The following is an 18,905-nucleotide window of genomic DNA, read 5'->3' as shown; positions in this document are numbered from 1 at the left end:
AGAAATGCGATTAAAAATCCGCTTCGATCAGTGCTTTCGCGAAAGCGAAACCCGTTAAATCCGTGTGCCATTCCGCACAGAATTGCTATTCTTTTAATATTGTCGTAATTTTGGCACTTTAAAATTAGAGCCTTGAATTCAACACCCATAATTACCGATACACACACGCATTTATATTCTGAAGAATTTGATCAGGATCGTGACGCTATGATTCAGCGCGCCATTGATGCCGGAATTACACGTTTTTTTATTCCCGCAATCGATGCCACCGCAACACAATCGATGTATGATTTAGAGAAAAATTATCCAGAAAACATCTTTTTGATGATGGGTTTGCATCCCACTTACGTGAAAGACAATTATCTGGAAGAATTGGCGCATGTTGAAACCGAATTATCAAAGCGAAAGTTCTACGCAGTTGGCGAAATTGGGATTGATTTGTATTGGGATAAAACACATTTAAAAGAGCAACAAATTGCTTTTAAAAGGCAAATTCAGCTGGCAAAACAATACAAATTGCCAATTGTAATTCATTGCCGAGAAGCTTTTGATGAAATCTTCGAAGTATTAGAAGAAGAAAAATCTGAAGATTTATTTGGGATTTTTCATTGTTTTTCCGGAACTTTAGAACAAGCTGAGCGTGCGATTTCTTACAAAATGAAATTGGGAATTGGCGGTGTAGTAACGTTTAAGAACGGAAAAATCGATCAGTTTATGAATCAAATTGATTTAAAACATATTGTTTTGGAGACAGATTCGCCGTATTTAGCGCCGATTCCGTACCGTGGAAAACGAAATGAAAGCAGTTATTTGGTCAATGTTATTGCCAAATTAAGCGATATTTATGGAGTTTCTGCCGAAGAAATTGCCAAGATTACGACTCAAAATTCAAAGGACGTTTTTGGGATTTAACCCAGACCTTACAAAACTTTAATTTTTTTTTTGTTCTTTTGCCCACTTAAACCCAAATAAATAATGCAGAGATTTGATGCCATTCGACCGTTTTATGATTCCGAAATAAATGAAGCACTTCATGGTGTTGTCAATCATCCGATGATGAAAACCATGATGAACTTTACTTTTCCGGAAGTAGAAGATGAGGTTTGGAAGGAACAATTGAAGAAAACACACTCTATTCGTGATTTTCAATGCAACTTTATTTACAATACAATCCAGAAAGTTCTAGAAAAAAGCTCTGAAGGTTTGACGACTTCGGGTTTTGAAAAACTAGAACCAAATACTTCTTATTTGTTTATTTCCAATCATAGAGATATTCTTTTGGATACTACATTATTGAACGTTTGTTTGTTTGAACATGGTTTGGTAATGACCGCTTCGGCAATTGGAGATAATTTGGTGAAGAAAGCTTTCTTGGCAACTTTAGCAAAATTAAACAGAAATTTTTTGGTTTTAAGAGGATTAACGCCTCGTGAAATGCTGCAAAGTTCAAAATTATTGTCTGAATATATGGGACAATTATTGCTTCGCGAAAACCGTTCGGTTTGGATTGCCCAAAGAGAAGGAAGAACAAAAGATGGAAACGACGAAACCAATCCAGGGGTTTTAAAAATGATCGGAATGGCTTCTGATGAAGAAGATTTGATGAATTATTTTAAGAAATTAAAAATCGTTCCGGTTTCTATTTCGTATGAATATGATCCTACCGATGTTTTGAAAATGCCACAATTAATGGCAGAAGCAAACAACGAAGTTTACGTAAAAGACAAAAACGAAGATTTCATGACCATTATAAGTGGTATCATGGGAACTAAAAAAAGAATACACATTTCTGTTGGCGATGTTCTAGATACAGAAATCGATCAGATTGTGGCTGAGAATGACAATGCAAACAAGCAAGTTCAAGCTTTGGCACAAACGATTGATGATGTTATTTTGAAAAACTATCAATTATGGCCAACAAACTTTATTGCTTACGATATTTTAAACGAAACAGACAAATTCACTCACAAGTATAAAGAGAGCGAAAAACAGCTTTTTGAGCGTCGTTTAGAAATGAGAATCGGAAGCGATAATCCTGTGACAAGACAAGGATTTTTAGCTATGTACGCCAATCCTGTTGTCAACAAATTAAAATACCAAGATGTCATCTAAAGCAAAAATATTATTGATTTATACCGGAGGAACCATCGGTATGAGCAAAGATTTTGAAACAGGAGCGCTAAAAGCTTTCAACTTTGGTAAATTAATTCAGAAAATTCCAGAAATCAAGCAATTGGATTGTGAAATCGAATCGATTTCATTTGAACATCCAATAGATTCTTCGAATATGAATCCTCAAATGTGGACCAAAATTGCCACAATGATTGAGGAAAACTACACTTCTTTTGATGGATTTGTAGTTTTACACGGATCAGATACGATGTCGTATTCGGCTTCAGCATTGAGTTTTATGTTGGAGAATTTGGCAAAACCAGTAGTGTTTACAGGTTCACAATTGCCAATTGGAGATTTGCGTACTGATGCAAAAGAAAACCTGATTACAGCAATTCAGATAGCGTCTCTTCAAGAAGACGGAAAACCGGTTATTACTGAAGTTTGTTTGTATTTTGAATATAAATTATACCGAGGAAACCGAACTTCTAAAGTAAATGCAGAACATTTCAGAGCTTTTACAGCACCAAATTATCCTGAACTAGTAGAATCTGGCGTTCATTTGAAATTGAACAAACATCTGTTTCTTCCGATAAATAAAGATGTCAAACTGATTGTTCATAAAAACTTAGACAATCATGTTGCCATCATCAAAATGTTTCCTGGAATGAGTGAAATTGTTCTAGCTTCAATCCTAGCAACTCAAGGTCTACGCGGTATTGTTCTAGAAACTTATGGCTCAGGAAACGCACCAACGGAAGACTGGTTTTTAAATCTAATCGAAAAAGCCATCAAATCGGGAATGCATATCATAAACGTAACCCAATGTTCAGGCGGAAGTGTGAATATGGGACAATACGAAACGAGTACAGCATTAAAATCTTTAGGTGTCATTTCTGGAAAAGATATTACTACAGAAGCTGCAATTACAAAATTGATGTATTTGCTTGGGCACAATATTCCACAAAATGAATTTAAGGATATTTTTGAGACTGCTCTTCGAGGCGAGATCTCGTAAATAAAATTCCAATTTTTAAATACCAAATTCCAAATACTTCGTGGTTAAGAACTTTGTCAAAGTTTTAAACTTTGACAAAGTTGAACAGTCCAGTTTGTCATCCTGACAAAGGAAGGATCGCACGCGGGATTCGGCAAAGATTGGAAAATTGGAATTTGGAATTTTCTAATTGGAATTTAAAAAGGTTAATTTTTGGAATTTTTATAAGTAACTGGACAACTTTCCAATTCTTCCTCTGAAGTCTGTCTTTTGTAGTAAACGTAAACAATTACAGAAATAATACAGATTATTCCTTGAATAGCAACCGTATTTCTCGTTCCGATAATGTGAGAAACATACCCAATTATCAAACTTCCCACAGGAATCATTCCTTGATAAGCCATTAAATAATAACTAATGCTTCTTGATCTCATGTTCACAGAACTTTGTGTTTGAACGTAAATGTTTATAGATGAGGTTTGCGCCATCATTCCTACGCCGCTCAGCGCCATGCAAATAAGCGCGATAGTCAAACTATTTGAGTAAGCAAGTATAATAATACTAAAACCTAATAATAAGCTCGCTGCGATCATTATTTTGCTCATATTGTCGGCTCTTTTAAGATTTGCCAGATAAATTGCGGATACGATTGAACCAATTCCGGCAGCACTTTCAAACCAGCTGAACGTTTGGGCGTTTCCACTAAAAATATCTTTCGCAAAAACTGGCATTAGCGTATTGAAAGAAATTACAAATAAACTGCTACACATCAATATTAAAAGCATTTTTGCCATTTCGCTTTCTTTTTTGACATAATCTAAACCTTCAACAAAATCATCCCACATTTTGAATTTGTCTTCGGCTTTGATATGCGGTGTGATTTTCATCATTAATAGTGAAACCAAAACCGGAATATAACTTAAGAAGTTTCCAATAAAACAAATGTCTTCGCCGTAATTGTGCAGAATAATTCCAGCAAGTGCTGGACCAGCAATTCGGGCGAAATTATTTAGAGTAGAGTTTAAGGCGACAGCGTTTGGCAAATCTTCCTTGTCATCGACAATATCAATCATCATCGTTTGACGACAAGTCATATCAAAAGAGTTGATGATTCCTTGAAAAAGACTCAAAGCCAGAATGAAATTCATGTCATAGATTTTCAAATAAATCAGCAAAGCAAGAGCTCCGGCCTGAAGCATAGCTAAAGATTGTAATAAAATCATGGCTTTGTGACGGTCATAACGACCAATAATACTTCCAGCTAAAGGCGCAAGAAATAAGGATGGAATCATACTCAAAAAAGTAGCAAGTCCCAATAAAAAAACAGATCCCGTAACACTATAAACCATCCAACTTACGGCTGTTTTTTGCAACCATGTTCCAACTACAGAAACTGATTGACCGTAAAAGAATAGTTTGAAATTTTTTGATTTTAATGCTTTAAACATGACCTGAAATATTTAATACAAAGGTCGGGATTATGATTACATTAGAAAAATTAATAATTTTACTGATAATAAGTAGTTAAACTTATCAATATGGAATTGTATCAACTTGAATATTTTATAAAAACGGCTGAAGTATTGCATTTTACAAAAGCAGCTGAATTGTGTTTTGTGACGCAATCTGGACTTTCGCAACAAATAAAAAAGTTAGAAGAAGAGCTCGGTCTGCCTTTGTTTATTCGAATAGGGAAAAAAGTTCAGCTTACCGAAGCCGGTTCAGTTTTTTTGATTCATGCCAAACAAGTCATCGAAAATGTCCAAAACGGAAAACAAGCTATTGACGATTTGAATGAAATGATTGGTGGAGAATTGCGAATTGGCGTTACGTACATTTTTGGTTTGTTGATCTTGCCTGTCGTGAATGCATTTGCAAAACAATATAAAAAACTAAAAATTATTGTAGAATATGGAACAACAGAAGGACTAGAACAAAAATTGCTTAATAATGAACTGGACGTTGTTCTGGTTATTTCCTCACATCCCATTGAGCTTCCAATTCAGAAAGTACCTTTGTTTACTTCAGATATGGTAATGGCAGTTTCAAAAACACATCCTTTGGCGCATTTAGACAAAATTCCGTTCAAGAAAATGGATGAAATTGAGTTGGTATTGCCGGGAAAAGGATCAAATTCAAGAGAATTTGTTGAAGAGTTGTTTCAGAAGTTCAATATGGTGCCTAAAATTGCAATTGAATTACATTCGATTCATGCCTTATTGCAAATGGTAGAGAATAGTGATTGGGCAACTATTGTTGCAGAAAAGGCTTTAAAAGGTTGGGATCAGCTTAAGGCGATCCAAATTACGGGTGTTGTTACTAAAAGAGATTCGTTTATGTTGACAATGGGTGGCTACCAAAAAAAAGCGGTAAAATTGTTTGTAGAAGAATTTAGGAAAAGCATTTAAGATTTAAGATTTTGTTTTTAAAACTCATTTTTTTTTGTGTTCTTTGCAGACCAACAAAGAAAGGTGTCCGAGTGGTTTAAGGAGCTAGCCTGGAAAGCTAGTATATGGGTAACTGTATCGAGGGTTCGAATCCCTTCCTTTCTGCTAATAAAAGCCCGCAATTTCATTTTTAAGAAATTGCGGGCTTTTTTATTTCTTTAAAAAACCAAAAACTTCTCTTCTAGCCCCGATAGAAGCGACATCCTTTTATGGCCCCGATAGCTATCGGGACCATAAAAGATACAGCGGATAGCGGGACTAAACTTGTTTTGAAAACGATTTTTTCTGCTTCTAAATAAAATATTAATCCTGTAAAACCATTTTTACTTTCGGCAACATGCGCTCCACAAACATTTTATAAGCACTTTCAGAAGGATGAAGGCCATCTGATGCAACTAAACTTGGGTTGTTTAGTCCTTGTCGAGTAATGTCGGTGATGGAAATAAATGCGATGTTTTTTGTGATGCAATAACTTTCGGCAAAAGAATTATAATGATCTAGTTCGCTTGAGATTTTTGTTCGGTTTGCGTCGGTGTAATTTGCTGCGAATGGAGTATAAGCATAATCTGGAATCGAAAGGACAATTACATTTTTACTGTCGCCTTTTGCTAATGCAATTGCTTTATTGAGTAATTGTGGAAATTCTTTTTCGTAAACCGAAAAATCCAAATGTTGATATTGATTGTTCACACCAATTAAAAGCGTTACCAAATCATAATTTGATTCTGGATTTTGAGTGTTTATGGCCGAAATCAAATTGCTTGTTGTCCATCCTGTTGTAGCAATGACTTTTAATGAAAATGAAGTTTCGGGATAAATGGTTTGTAATTTGGCTTTAAGTTGTTCTGGGTAACGACAGGTTTCGCAAACGCTTTGTCCAATGGTATAACTGTCGCCTAAAGCGAGATAATTAATGGATTTTGAAATTGGAGTTGTTGGAACTTCTGTAGTTGGCGGTGTTGTTGCTGGAGGAACTGAATTGCTTCCAGAATCTGATTGATCAGCGCTGCAACTCACTAATATCGAGAAGATAACCATAACTATTTGTTTGAAATGCGGTTTCATAATTTGGGAAATTAAGTTTGTGAACATCTTAAACAAATAGTTACGTTAAATTACCTATTATGGTTTTCTAGCTTCGTTATAGATGTTTCTTTCCATCGTAATGTTTAATCTTGTAAGCATTTCGGCAATGTCAAAACCTTCTTTTTTATATTCGGCTTGAACGATTTCTTTTGCCTTTTTTAAAACAGTTTCGTTTTCCCAGACGGCAATGGTGATATAAATTAAATCTCCTTTTTCATCTGTTCGTTCGTAAGCGTCGTCTTTTACAAAACCGTTTAATTTCTTTACAATATTTCTGTTAATGTCTACTCTTTTCAGAAATTCTTGTTTTGATTTTTGGGGCACGATAAATTTATCAATAAAGATCTGCTTCATGTTTTCTGATTTTTTAGTTTCTGTTTGTAAATTATTATCTGCTGTTTGTGCATTTGTTTTGTAGCTAAACAAAGTCAGGCAGATGATTCCGATTAAAAAATTTGTTTTCATAGTTCTCAATTTTTGTCTATGTAAAATTCAGAATTGCAGAAACTAAATCATTGTAAAAAATCATTGATTTACCAAAAGGAAGGAAAGTTGAAAAACTCTCCTGGAGTTTGTCCTGTAAATAATTTAAAATCTTTATTAAAATGTGGCTGATCAAAATATCCCGCATCAATTGCCAGATCGATGAGGTTTTTATTTTGCTGTTTTTGGTCAATAATTGCTTTCATTCGAATCACACTACAGAATTGTTTTGGTGATGATCCTACTGTTTTTCTAAATCTCTTTTCGAAGGCATCCTGACTTATAAAAAGGGTGTCGGCTAGTTCTTTTATTTTGACATTTCCTTTTTTGGACTGAATAAGTGAGATCGCCGCAGAAATTAATTTGTCAGGTTTGTAATTGTACAATTTAGATAATAGAAATTGTTCTATAATGGCAATTTTTTGATTATGGTTTTTGGTCTCGGCTAAGAGTTCTTCTATTGGATTTATTTTTTGCTGCGGAATAAAATTATCAAGAGGTACACTTTCTTCAAACAATTCATGAAGAGGTTCTTTAAAAAATGCTGTTGCGCCGGTTTCTTTAAACAGAATAATTAGAGTGGTTGTGTTTTTAGAATAATGAATTAAGCGTACAGATTTGCGAATTCCTGAAATTGTAGAAACGGATAATTTATCGGGATAATTTTCTTTGATGTAATTGACTTCTCCTTTACATCTAAAAGCGATTGTAAGTGAAGTGCCCGGCAAAACCCGATTAACCAATTCGTCTTGACTTTCAATAATTCTGTAAGTCTTTATGAAAGGTTTTAATGATTCTGTTGGACTGAAATCTGTAATTTTCATTTTGTATCTAGTTTACAATCAATGAATATCAAAGATACGGAAAACAATTTCTAGTTTTTTTAAAATAAAAAACGAGGTAAAAAATACCTCGTTTTTAGTTTAGACCATTTCTGCTTTTAAAAGAATTTCTTCCTCAATGGCATTCCAAAGTCCGATTCGTTTTTCTAAAGCAAGAATTGAAACTTCTTCAACTTCTTTCCATTTTTGAGCGTCATCTTCACATAAATCGGTGATCATTTGCATCGCCATTGGACCGTGTTCGTCAGCATCAAGTTCAATATGTCTTTCGAAATAATATAATAATTTCTTCAAATCTATTTCTGGAAGATTTTTTTGAAAGTTTTTCAGGATTTCAGTAAACATACTCGGAATCAAATCTTCTCTTCCAAAAGTAAAAGCAGCCGCAATTTCGTGTGGCTTTCCTTCTTCAATAACTCTGAAAGTAAAATCTAAGAAAGCTTTTATTTCTGGATGAAGCGAACTTTGTTTGATCGCTACAAAAATATTGTGAAGTGAATGTACTTCAGACAAGAACTTATTAATTCCAGATGTATCGGCACCGCAATCTTCCATTGCTTCAAGATACATTTCGTAATGGCTTTGTCTTCTCCCGTCAATTGTCAAATCAGTTTCTTCTGCGAGAACAATTTCATTAATCAAATATCTTGTTTCTGGGTTTTTTGTGGCAAACCAAGGTGTTGTTGTACAAGTAAGTTTGGCTTGTAAAGCTTTTAACAATGACATAAAATCCCAAACCGCAAAAACATGATTTTCAAGAAAACTGTGCAAGTCATCGATGTTTTGAATTTTGCTGTATAAAGAGTGCTGTAAAAGCTGGTCTTTTTGAGGTTGAATGCTATTGTTTATAGTTTCAATATTCATTTATGGTAAATTTTGGTGCAAAGATAAAAAGCTTCCCGTTTTGAAGAAGCTTTTTAAATTGATTTTGTATATACTTTAATAATTGTTTATGATTTAAATGCTGGAATTCCAGTTACATCCATTCCGGTAATCAATAAATGAATATCGTGAGTTCCTTCATAAGTAATAACGCTTTCTAGGTTCATCATATGGCGCATAATTGAGTACTCGCCTGTGATTCCCATGCCGCCTAACATTTGTCTGGCTTCGCGCGCAATATGAATGGCCATGTCAACATTATTACGTTTTGCCATCGAAATTTGAGCAGTTGTTGCTTTTCCTTCGTTTCTCAAAACACCTAAACGCCAAGTCAGTAATTGCGCTTTTGTGATTTCAGTAATCATTTCGGCCAATTTTTTCTGTTGTAATTGCGTTCCTCCAATTGGTTTTCCAAACTGGATTCTTTCTTTAGCATATCTTAAAGCAGTATCGTAACAGTCCATCGCTGCACCAATTGCACCCCATGCAATTCCGTATCGAGCTGAATCTAAACAACCAAGAGGTGCTCCTAATCCAGATTTATTTGGTAAAAGATTTTCTTTTGGAACTTTTACATTGTCAAAAATCAATTCGCCTGTTGAAGATGCACGAAGCGACCATTTGTTGTGTGTTTCAGGCGTTGTGAAACCTTGCATGCCACGTTCAACAATTAAACCGTGAATTCTTCCTTCTTCATTTTTTGCCCAAACTACTGCAATGTCAGCAAAAGGAGCATTTGAAATCCACATTTTGGCACCATTCAAAAGATAATGATCGCCCATATCTTTAAAATTCGTAATCATGCTTCCAGGATCAGAACCATGATCTGGCTCGGTTAAACCAAAACAACCCATCCATTCTCCAGTGGCAAGTTTTGGCAAATATTTCATGCGTTGCTCTTCGTTTCCATATTTCCAAATCGGATACATTACTAAAGAAGACTGTACAGATGAGGTTGATCGTACTCCAGAATCGCCTCTTTCGATTTCCTGCATGATCAAACCATACGAAATTTGGTCTAAGCCAGCCCCGCCATATTCTACTGGAATATAAGGTCCGAAACCGCCAATTTCTCCAAGTCCTTTAATAATCTGTTTTGGAAATTCTGCTCTTTGAGCATATTCTTCTATGATAGGAGAAACTTCTCTTTTGACCCATGCACGAGCAGATTCGCGAACCAATTTGTGTTCGTCAGTTAATAAATCGTCAAGGTTATAATAATCTGGTGCTTGAAATAAATCTGGTTTCATTTTTGATATGTTTTACAAAAACAAATTTACGTAATAAAAATATAACAAAACAAAGCTAAATTGTTATATTTTTTTAATTTTGTTGTAAAATTAACAAGACTATGGCAAATAAATTTTAGTATATTGAAAATTTATGCGTTATTTTTGGAATCCAAAAACAAATTAATGAGGCTAATCATCTCTTTTTTATTTTTTCTTGTTTTTAATACGAGTTTTTCTCAACAAACTCAAATTAGTGAACAGGAATACTTAGTCCTGCAAGATAAAATTCGATTCAGTTTTAATGACAACGTCGATCAAGGTCTTGCATATACGAAGGAATTGATGAAATCGAACAATAATGCGCACCTAGCATTTGCTAATGGTGCAGCTTCTTATTTGTATCAAATGAAAGGCAATCGCAAAAAATCTGAAGAAACATACAAAAAAAGTTTTCAGTATTTAGACAAAATGCCTGAATCCTCAGGAAAAACAAAACTTACGGCTTATTTATATAATTTTCGAGGATTAACCGAATGGAAAAGAGGTAATTTGAGTGCTGCAATTGAAAATTATCAAAAAGGGATTAAGTTTTCCATTAAGGTTGAAGACGTTATTCAAATCGTTAAGTTTAAAAGTAATATTGCAATTGTTAATGAGCAGGTTGGGAATTATCAATTATCAATTAAAAATTTAAGACAGAACAACGATTTTATTGATAAAAACGAAAGGGTTTATTCTAAAGAACAATTTCAAAATAGCAAAAGCAATATCAATTTGGACTTAGGTGGTTCCTATGAGGGCTATTTTATGAAAAATCAAAATAAAAAGTATTTGCTTGACTCGGCTGAATATTTTTATAAAAAAGCGGTTACTTATTCTCAAAATTTCACAAGCAATAAAATTGCAGCTAAAATGAGCTTGGGAAATATTTACCTAATGAAGAGTGACAATAAAAATGCTGAAAAAATCTATTATGATATTTTGTTTTTAGCAAAACAAAATAATTCAGAAAACCTTTATCACACTGCTAATTATAATTTGGGGGACTTGTATTTTTATGCAGGAAAATATGAGAAGTCTTTGGTTTGCTTAAAAAAAGTCGATTCTATTTCCTTGAAAAATAAAACTTTGGATGAAAGTTTTTTGAAATCAAATTACCTGCAGGCTAAAATTTACAGTGCACTTAACAAACCAGAAGAAGCTTATAAACATTCCAAAATTTACTTAAATGCTTATGAAAAATCTGAGGCAAAATTAAGAGACGAATCGCAAGAAGTAAATTATAAATTAGGCGTAGAAGATTTGGGACAGGAAATGCTTAATATTCAGGAAAAATATAAATATGATGTTTTAATAAGTAAAGCATTAAAGGTATTTTATGTTCTTCTTGTTTTGAGCATTGTATTTTTTCTAATAAAAAACATTCGAGATAAGAATAAGGCGCATAAAAAAATGAATGCCTTGATTGAAGAGTTTAAAGCTAATTTAGAGAAAAAAGAAAATCCTCCAATTTTAGTAGAAGCTACTGATAACTTGGAGACAGAAGAAATTCATCTTAAAAAAGAGAATGCCAATTTAAGTATTGACGAAGCGAAGGAAAATAAAATTGTCGAAAAATTATTGGCACTTGAAAATAAGCTTGAATATCTTAATGCCGATTTTACGTTGCCTTATGTGGCGAAGAAAATTAAAACTAATACGACTTATTTGTCTTACGTAGTAAATAAGCGATTTGGGAAATCTTTTGGAGAATATTCAAATGAACTTAAAATCAATTATGTAATCAATGAGATGATTACCAATCACATGTATCGCAAATACTCTACACAAGCTATTGCCGAAAGTGTTGGTTTTAAAAATGCAGTTTCATTTGCAAAATCATTCCGTAAAAGAACAGGCGTTTCCCCAGCTCAGTTTGCAAGCAATATTTAGATGTAAAAATTTTCACGCTTGATAAAAATTTTTCTAAGCGAAAAAAAAATACAGCTAAACTTGATAGTGAGTTTAGCTGTAAATATTTTATTTCGATATAAAAAATGGTTTTATCCATTTCCCGTAGATCCTTTTCCAGGCTCGTTTTTAACATCTGTTTCATCATCTCCTCCACGAACAGCTTTTTGCTGATTTGAAGATAATTTTAAAGTTTCAAAATCTTCGATTTTCATTTTTGTATTCTTCATGATATTTTGATTTATAAATTGATTTTTAAAAAGTATTATCCATTTCCTCCTTTTCCAGTAGATCCTTTTCCTGGGTCGTATGGAGGATAATCTTCACCGTCTCCGCCGCGTACTATTTTTTGCTCATTTTTTGATAATTTTTCGGCTTCAAAATCTTCGAATTTTAATGTCTTATTTGCCATGACTTTAATAATTAAGTTATTGATATGTCAAAGCTAGAGAAAAAGGAAAACGCTTGGTCGAGATTTGGGTTTTGACAATTTTGGAACAAAAAAAATCATCACAAATAATTGATTTTCAATAAATTGCAAGTTTACCTATGACTGGTATAATTTATAAATTGTATGTAGTATAATTGATAAAATGTCTACCAAAGGTCACTTTTTCTCGATAAAAACCACAATCTTTGTACTGTAATAACGATTTAAACGCAGTCGAAAACGATGTTAAAACTAGTCCAAAAATTTCTACAAATAAATAGATACTCAGAGATCAAAAATGAGTTCAAGGATTTGTTTTTGTCTCATCCTAATTATCCAAGTTTATTTGCGATAACAGATTCGTTAGATTTATTATCAATCGAAAATGCGGCTATAAGAGTTCCGAAAGAACAAATAGTAGATTTGCCATCTAATTTTCTAGCTTACTTTAAAGATGAACTTACTTTAGTAGAAAAGGCTAAAAACGATGTGCGTATAACAACTATTAAAAAAGGAGTTCAAAAATTATCATATGAGAAATTCCTTTTAGATTGGAATGGGGTAATTGTTGCAATTGAACCTAATAATGTTATTGCAAGAGAAAACCTTAAAGTAGAATATAATTGGTTGAAATATTCGTTGCCATTTTTGCTTTTAATTGGTTTGTCGTTCTTTTATAATACGTATGATTTTTTTAGTGTTGTATTTTTAATTACATCAACATTAGGATTCATGGTGAGTGTTTTTATTGCTCAAGAAAAATTAGGCTTTAAAAACAGCGTAATAGCTAAATTTTGCAATCTGAGCTCGGATTCGTCTTGTGATTCTGTAATTAATTCTAGTGAAGGGACAGAAAATAAAGTTTTCAACTTTTCTGATTTGCCATTAATGTTCTTTACAGCAAGTTTTGTAGCGATATTAATTCAGCCATTAAGTTCAGCCATCTTTATTGGATTTTTAAGCCTTTTAGCGATTCCTATTATAGTATCGTCTATTTGGATCCAAAAATTTGAATTGCAAAAATGGTGCGTAATGTGTTTGATGGTTTCATTTTTGATTTTTGTGCAGAGTTTTATCTGGTTTTCATCAGATTTATTCACGTTGACATTTAGTTTCGAAAGCGTATTTCCGTTTGTTTTTTCATTGGCTTTATTGGTTCCAATTTGGCTAGCAATGAAACCTATGATTAAAAACGTTTTGAATAGTGAAAATTCACTTAAAGATCTAAAAAAATTCAAAAGAAATTATTCACTATTAAATTTCTTGGCTAAAAAAGTGCCTCACCCTGATGGACTTGAAGAGTTGAGAGGTTTGAATTTTGGAAGTAGAAGTGCAGCAATTAAATTATCTATAGTGATAAGTCCAAGCTGCGGACATTGCCACAAAACATTTCATGAAGCATTTGATCTTGTTTTGAGATTTCCGGATAAAATCTATTTGAATGTTTTATTTAATATAAATCCTGAAAATACAGAGAATCCATATAAAATAATTGTTGAAAGAATCTTGACAATCAATAGAACAACACCAGGAAAAACGGTTGAAGCAATTTCAGACTGGCACATCAAAAAAATGAGCCTTAAAAAATGGCTTAAAAAATGGCACGTTGAACCTGTTAGCATCATGATCAGCCAAGAGATCAATAAACAATATGAGTGGTGTTCTAAAAATAATTTTAATTATACCCCAGTCAAAATCGTAAATGAAAAATTATTTCCAAACGAGTATGAACTGAGCGAACTAAAATACTTCTTAAACGATTTTGCTGAAGAAGTTGAAGTTCTAGAAAAAATAGCTTAGCAGCTTTACTAAATTCCTGCGCAGGGATAGACATAAGCTTCAAGTGTCTCAAAATGATTGAAGTGCTATTACCAAGAAACAAAAACCCACAAATCATGTTAGAAAAATTTTTAAAATCGGAAGGGACTAAAAAATTAACAAAAGAAGAGCAAAAAAATATTGCAGGCGGAACCGACCCTGAAGTGGGAATGTGTTGGACTATTGATAGAGGGTATTTTAAATGCCCATAAAAAGAATAGTGCAGAGAAGTTTAAAGGCTTCTCTGCAATTTCAAAAACTTGAGAATTAAATATGTTGGGTGAAGATTTTAAATGAAGTAGAGATATAAAATTGAAGATTATGTTAAAGAATATTTTAAACCTAGAAGGAACACAGGAAATAACTGCCAGTGAACAAAAATTGATCATGGGTAATTATGCGAAAGAGACTGCGTCAAAATGCAACGCATGGGATTATGTGTCAGCAATGTCATATGAAGACTGTACGGACTATTTTGCGTTAGAAATGAGTTATTCAGACACTTTGGTGCTGGGATAACATTTTCGGCTCTTAATAAGCTTAAAATTAAGCAGAGCTTTGAAAGCAAAGATGTTTTAGAAATAAAAATTGCCAAATCTTAATTTGAATTTTATGATAAAGAAAATTTTAAGTCTGAAACATGTTCACAAAATTGATAAAAATGAGCAAAAAACAATGAAGGGAGGTATTCCTGAATGTTGGATTCATGCTCTTGAGGCGGGATGTATTTTAATACCAGCCGGCGGAGTTTGCCCAATGGATACTGTGCCAGGCATTTGCAACACAGGCCGTTTATGCTGCTAAATATTAAATTTTATAAGTAAACAATATAAAGCCTTTCAAAAATTTAGTCATGTTTTTTTTTGAATCTATAGGCCGCTCGATCGTGGAACATTGAGCAAATATCCCAACATTGATGATTGGTGTCGGGATTCTCAGGAAATTGGCCGCTGCGTTAATTTTATTTGGTTAGGTTAACCAGTGGCAGATCCTAGAGAAATATAGTTTTACTGAAATTTCATTTTTTTTTTAATAGTAAACAGAGTGGATTTATTTCTTCTCTGTTTTTTTATTATATAAAGAAATATAATGTTAAATTGCTCTAGATTAAATCAACATAAAATTGAAAAAATTCCCCCATTATAAACAAGCAGATCATAAAGACTGTGGGCCAACGTGTTTAAAAATAGTAGCCAAACATTACGGAAAGACAGTCAATATTCAGGAGTTGCGCGAAAACAGCGAAACAACTCGTGAAGGAAGCAATTTGCTTTTTTTGAGCGACGCCGCCGAGAAAATTGGTTTTAGAACGCTGGGTGTAAAATTAAGTGCCGAAAGACTAGATGAAGCACCTTTGCCGGCTATTTTGCATTGGAACAAAAATCATTATGTTGTACTTTACAAAATAAAAAAAGGAATTTATTATGTCTCTGATCCAGCTTTTGGATTGCTTGAATACAACAAGGAGGATTTTCTGAAATTATGGATTGGCAATAATGCCGATGATGCTACCAATGAAGGAATTGCTTTGTTGATGGAAGCAACACCAAAATTCTTTCAAACGGATTTTGATAAAGAAGATAATAAAGGCCTAGGATTTAGTTTGCTATCGCAATATGTTTTGCGTTATAAATCGTATTTGATGCAGTTGAGCATCGGATTGCTGGCGAGCAGTTTGATAATGGCGATTATTCCGTTTTTAACGCAAAGTATTGTTGACGTTGGAATCCAAAATCAGAATCTTCATTTTATTTATCTGATTCTTTTTGCGCAATTGTTTCTTTTTGCCGGAAAAACGAGTTTGGAACTTATCAGAAGCTGGATATTACTTCATCTTTCAACTAGAATCAATATTTCTCTGATTTCAGATTTTTTCATCAAGTTGATGAATCTTCCAATTTCATTTTTTGATGTGAGAATGACTGGAGATATTATGCAACGCATTAATGATCATCGTCGAATCGAAAAAATCCTTACTACATCTTCACTAAACGTTCTGTTTTCAGTTATAAATATGTTTGTTTTAGGTGCTGTTTTGGCTTATTTCAACTGGAAGATCTTTTTAATTTTCTTTGCCGGAAGCATTTTTTATTTTGGATGGATTACACTTTTCTTGAAAAGAAGGGAAGTTTTGGATTATAAACGTTTTGCAGAGATTTCTCAGGAACAAAGCAAAGTGATGGAGCTTATCAACGGAATGCAGGAAATCAAACTACACAATGCCGAAAAACAAAAACGCTGGGGTTGGGAATATATTCAGGCAAGATTGTTCAGGGTTTCGATAAAAGGTTTGGTTTTAGAACAGACACAGACTATAGGTTCATCTGTCATTAATGAGCTTAAAAATATTTTTATTGTTTTTCTTTCTGCCAAATTAGTAATTGATGGATCTATTACACTTGGAGTTATGCTCGCCATCAGTTCGATTGTTGGAAGTTTAAACGGGCCAGTTGCACAACTTATTGAATTTGTTAGAGAAGTTCAAGATGCTAAAATTTCATTGGCTAGATTGTCTGAAATTCATGAAAAAGAAGATGAAACACAACAGGAAAGCCATCAAACCGGTGAAGTTCCGTATGATGCCGACATTGAAATAAAGAATCTTAGTTATCGATATCTAGGATCAGATATTCCAGTTTTGAAGGATCTGAATCTTACAATTCCTGCCAATAAAGTAACGGCTATTGTAGGGACCAGTGGCAGCGGAAAAACGACTTTGATGAAACTTCTTTTGAAGTTTTATGAGCCGGAAAAAGGCGAAATTACCATAGGAAATGCCCATCTTAGAAATATTTCGCAAAAAGCCTGGCGTTCAAATATTGGAGCTGTCATGCAGGAAGGTTTTATTTTTAGTGACACGATTGCCAACAATATAGCTATTGGGGTTGATAAAATTGATAAGCAACGTTTGCTTTATGCGGCTGATGTTGCCAATATAAAAGAATATATAAGCGAGCTTCCACTTGGATATAATACTAAAGTTGGAGCAGAGGGAACTGGGATGAGCTCCGGTCAAAAGCAACGATTGTTGATTGCTAGAGCGGTTTATAAAAATCCTGAGATCTTGTTTTTTGACGAGGCGACTTCAGCTTTGGATGCCAATAATGAAAAGGAAATTATGCAGAAACTGGATGTTTTCTTTAAAGATAAAACCGTAATCGTAATAGCGCATCGCTTGAGTACGGTTATGAATGCAGATCAGATTGTGGTGCTGGACAAAGGGAAAATCATTGAAATTGGAAATCACTCTGCGCTTGTGCAGCAAAAAGGAAATTATTTTGAACTGGTTAAAAACCAATTACAATTAGGAAATTAAGCCATGGAAGATCATAATACATTGGAACTAAGAAGCGAGGAAGTTCAAGACATTCTCACAAAAGTGCCTCACTGGATGATCAGATGGGGGACTGTTCTCATTTTTGTTATCATTGTGATGTTGTTTTTTGTTTCTTGGTTTGTGAAATACCCAGATGTTGTGAATACCGAAATTGTAATTACAACCAATATTCCGCCAGAAAAAATCGTTTCCAAATCGTCTGGACGTATTGAAGCAATTTTGGTTAAAAACAAAGCGACAGTTGCTAAAAATACGACTTTGGCAATCATTGAAAATACAGCAAATTATAAGGATGTTTTTTTGCTAAAAAGCATCGTTGAGAATTATAATATCAACGATTCTAATAAAGCATTTCCGTTTGCTAAGCTGAAAAATCTTCAGTTGGGTGAGATAGAGAGCGCTTTTGGTGTTTTTCAAAAAGATTATGAAGCAGAAAAATTAAACGAAAATTTAAAGCCTTTTGAAGTTGAAAACCGTGCGCAGATTTCGGAAAAAGTACAGATCAAGGAAAGATTGGAAATTCTGCAACAACAGAAAATAATCAACGAAAGCGAGCTTCAGCTTCAAAAGAATGAAATCGCGCGTTTTGAGACTTTATTCAATAAGGGAATTATTTCAGCACAGGAAATGGAAGCCAAAAAACTGGGTTATTTGCAGGCGCAGAAGAGTTATAAAGGGCTTTTGTCTTCGATTTCACAGTTGAAATCGGCTTTGATTGATAATACAAAGTTGAGTCAGACTTCTCAAATTAGTGGTACTAAAGAAGAAGTAAACTTAGGCCGAAATATGGCGCAATCTTTTTATCAACTCAAAAAAGTTATCAAAGACTGGGAATTGGCTTATACGCTGAAATCATCGATCAGTGGTGTTGTAACCTTTTTGCAAGTTTGGAACGAAAGTCAGACCATTAATGTAGGCGATAATGTATTTTCGATTATTCCCGATGCAAAAAATGGCTATATCGGAAAAGTTAAAGCGCCAGCATTGAATTCGGGTAAGATAAAAATCGGCCAGCGTGTTAATATTCGTTTGTCAAATTATCCAGACCGTGAATTTGGGGTTTTGAAAGGAGAAATAAGAAACATTTCGTTAGTTCCAGACAAAGATGGTAACTTATTGCTTGACGTAGCCTTGCCAAACGGGCTCAAAACTTCATACAACAAACAAATTGTTTTTCAACAAGAAATGAAAGGAAGAGCAGAGATTGTAACCGAAGATTTACGTTTGATTGAACGAATTCTATATCAGTTTAAAAATGTTTTTGAGCAAGTCTAAAAAAAATAAATAGA

The 18,905-nt window shown here is 33.7% G+C and carries 19 protein-coding genes, 1 tRNA gene and 1 pseudogene; 13 read left to right on the top strand and 8 right to left on the bottom strand.

Translation table 11 applies throughout. The features are described from left to right. The first annotated feature begins 132 nt into the window (after window positions 1–132). The 3 genes from AAYQ19_RS10915 (at window position 133) to AAYQ19_RS10905 (ending at window position 3,130) form a co-directional block, all read left to right on the top strand. Entirely contained in the window at window positions 133–912 is a 780-nt protein-coding gene (locus AAYQ19_RS10915) for a TatD family hydrolase (protein ID WP_343536276.1), read from the top strand. A gap of 63 nt (window positions 913–975) precedes the next feature. Next, complete coding sequence (locus tag AAYQ19_RS10910; protein ID WP_343536274.1) at window positions 976–2,112, top strand: 1-acyl-sn-glycerol-3-phosphate acyltransferase; 1,137 nt, start codon at window positions 976–978, stop codon at window positions 2,110–2,112. Then, window positions 2,102–3,130, top strand: a complete 1,029-nt coding sequence (locus AAYQ19_RS10905; RefSeq protein WP_343536272.1) for an asparaginase — start codon at window positions 2,102–2,104, stop codon at window positions 3,128–3,130. The genes AAYQ19_RS10910 and AAYQ19_RS10905 overlap by 11 nt, the downstream gene beginning before the upstream one ends. A gap of 185 nt (window positions 3,131–3,315) precedes the next feature. Here the strand turns inward: AAYQ19_RS10905 and AAYQ19_RS10900 are convergent, their stop codons facing one another. Continuing rightward, window positions 3,316–4,557: an MFS transporter gene (locus AAYQ19_RS10900; RefSeq protein ID WP_343536271.1), complete on the bottom strand. Its 1,242-nt coding sequence runs from the start codon at window positions 4,555–4,557 to the stop codon at window positions 3,316–3,318. A gap of 90 nt (window positions 4,558–4,647) precedes the next feature. Here AAYQ19_RS10900 and AAYQ19_RS10895 point away from each other — a divergent pair, with 90 nt between their 5' ends. Both AAYQ19_RS10895 and AAYQ19_RS10890 read left to right on the top strand, forming a co-directional pair. After that, the gene (locus tag AAYQ19_RS10895) at window positions 4,648–5,517 is read left to right on the top strand and encodes a LysR substrate-binding domain-containing protein (RefSeq protein ID WP_343536270.1); all 870 of its coding nucleotides are present in this window, start codon (window positions 4,648–4,650) and stop codon (window positions 5,515–5,517) included. Window positions 5,518–5,574: 57 nt separating this feature from the next. Next, window positions 5,575–5,661, top strand: a tRNA-Ser gene (locus AAYQ19_RS10890). Window positions 5,662–5,859: 198 nt separating this feature from the next. On the opposite strand, the gene AAYQ19_RS10885 is transcribed toward AAYQ19_RS10890, so the two are convergent. The 5 genes from AAYQ19_RS10885 to AAYQ19_RS10865 all read right to left on the bottom strand — a co-directional run bounded on the left by AAYQ19_RS10885 (window position 5,860) and on the right by AAYQ19_RS10865 (window position 10,099). Next, window positions 5,860–6,621: an SGNH/GDSL hydrolase family protein gene (locus AAYQ19_RS10885; RefSeq protein ID WP_343536269.1), complete on the bottom strand. Its 762-nt coding sequence runs from the start codon at window positions 6,619–6,621 to the stop codon at window positions 5,860–5,862. Between the two features lie 57 nt (window positions 6,622–6,678). Then, complete coding sequence (locus tag AAYQ19_RS10880) at window positions 6,679–7,107, bottom strand: hypothetical protein (RefSeq protein ID WP_343536268.1); 429 nt, start codon at window positions 7,105–7,107, stop codon at window positions 6,679–6,681. Between the two features lie 68 nt (window positions 7,108–7,175). Beyond that, complete coding sequence (locus AAYQ19_RS10875; protein WP_343536267.1) at window positions 7,176–7,949, bottom strand: AraC family transcriptional regulator; 774 nt, start codon at window positions 7,947–7,949, stop codon at window positions 7,176–7,178. 99 nt (window positions 7,950–8,048) lie between these two features. Then, on the bottom strand, window positions 8,049–8,831 hold the full coding sequence (locus AAYQ19_RS10870; protein WP_343536265.1) for a DUF3050 domain-containing protein: 783 nt from the start codon (window positions 8,829–8,831) through the stop codon (window positions 8,049–8,051). 86 nt (window positions 8,832–8,917) lie between these two features. Beyond that, window positions 8,918–10,099, bottom strand: a complete 1,182-nt coding sequence (locus AAYQ19_RS10865; RefSeq protein WP_343536264.1) for an acyl-CoA dehydrogenase family protein — start codon at window positions 10,097–10,099, stop codon at window positions 8,918–8,920. A 165-nt stretch (window positions 10,100–10,264) separates the two neighbouring features. Here AAYQ19_RS10865 and AAYQ19_RS22035 point away from each other — a divergent pair. Further along, window positions 10,265–11,185 (top strand): annotated as a pseudogene (locus tag AAYQ19_RS22035) (tetratricopeptide repeat protein); the annotation flags it as partial. 570 nt (window positions 11,186–11,755) lie between these two features. Continuing rightward, window positions 11,756–12,013, top strand: a complete 258-nt coding sequence (locus AAYQ19_RS22030; protein ID WP_371199621.1) for a helix-turn-helix domain-containing protein — start codon at window positions 11,756–11,758, stop codon at window positions 12,011–12,013. 110 nt (window positions 12,014–12,123) lie between these two features. Here the strand turns inward: AAYQ19_RS22030 and AAYQ19_RS10855 are convergent, their stop codons facing one another. Continuing rightward, window positions 12,124–12,261, bottom strand: coding sequence for an rSAM-modified peptide (locus AAYQ19_RS10855; protein ID WP_343536262.1), 138 nt, complete (start codon window positions 12,259–12,261; stop codon window positions 12,124–12,126). Between the two features lie 35 nt (window positions 12,262–12,296). Beyond that, entirely contained in the window at window positions 12,297–12,443 is a 147-nt protein-coding gene (locus AAYQ19_RS10850; protein WP_343536260.1) for an rSAM-modified peptide, read from the bottom strand. A 261-nt stretch (window positions 12,444–12,704) separates the two neighbouring features. On the opposite strand from AAYQ19_RS10850, the gene AAYQ19_RS10845 reads away from it, so the two are divergent. The 6 genes from AAYQ19_RS10845 to AAYQ19_RS10820 all read left to right on the top strand — a co-directional run bounded on the left by AAYQ19_RS10845 (window position 12,705) and on the right by AAYQ19_RS10820 (window position 18,891). Next, window positions 12,705–14,261 (top strand): vitamin K epoxide reductase family protein, encoded by a 1,557-nt coding sequence (locus AAYQ19_RS10845; RefSeq protein ID WP_343536258.1) that lies wholly within the window; start codon window positions 12,705–12,707, stop codon window positions 14,259–14,261. Between the two features lie 53 nt (window positions 14,262–14,314). Then, window positions 14,315–14,491, top strand: coding sequence for a hypothetical protein (locus AAYQ19_RS10840; protein ID WP_343536257.1), 177 nt, complete (start codon window positions 14,315–14,317; stop codon window positions 14,489–14,491). Window positions 14,492–14,600: 109 nt separating this feature from the next. Further along, complete coding sequence (locus tag AAYQ19_RS10835; RefSeq protein WP_343536256.1) at window positions 14,601–14,798, top strand: hypothetical protein; 198 nt, start codon at window positions 14,601–14,603, stop codon at window positions 14,796–14,798. A 93-nt stretch (window positions 14,799–14,891) separates the two neighbouring features. Then, window positions 14,892–15,083 carry a hypothetical protein gene (locus tag AAYQ19_RS10830; protein WP_343536255.1) on the top strand — a complete coding sequence of 64 codons (192 nt, stop codon included), beginning with the start codon at window positions 14,892–14,894 and terminating at the stop codon, window positions 15,081–15,083. 319 nt (window positions 15,084–15,402) lie between these two features. Then, window positions 15,403–17,595: a peptidase domain-containing ABC transporter gene (locus AAYQ19_RS10825; RefSeq protein ID WP_343536254.1), complete on the top strand. Its 2,193-nt coding sequence runs from the start codon at window positions 15,403–15,405 to the stop codon at window positions 17,593–17,595. 3 nt (window positions 17,596–17,598) lie between these two features. Beyond that, window positions 17,599–18,891: an HlyD family secretion protein gene (locus AAYQ19_RS10820; RefSeq protein WP_343536253.1), complete on the top strand. Its 1,293-nt coding sequence runs from the start codon at window positions 17,599–17,601 to the stop codon at window positions 18,889–18,891. Window positions 18,892–18,905: the final 14 nt, after the last annotated feature.

Origin of the sequence: Flavobacterium mesophilum (genome assembly GCF_039581405.1) — a bacterium.
Taxonomy (GTDB): Bacteria; Bacteroidota; Bacteroidia; order Flavobacteriales; family Flavobacteriaceae; genus Flavobacterium.
Note: the sequence above shows the minus strand (reverse complement) of the source record. Positions and strands in the feature narration are given on the sequence as shown.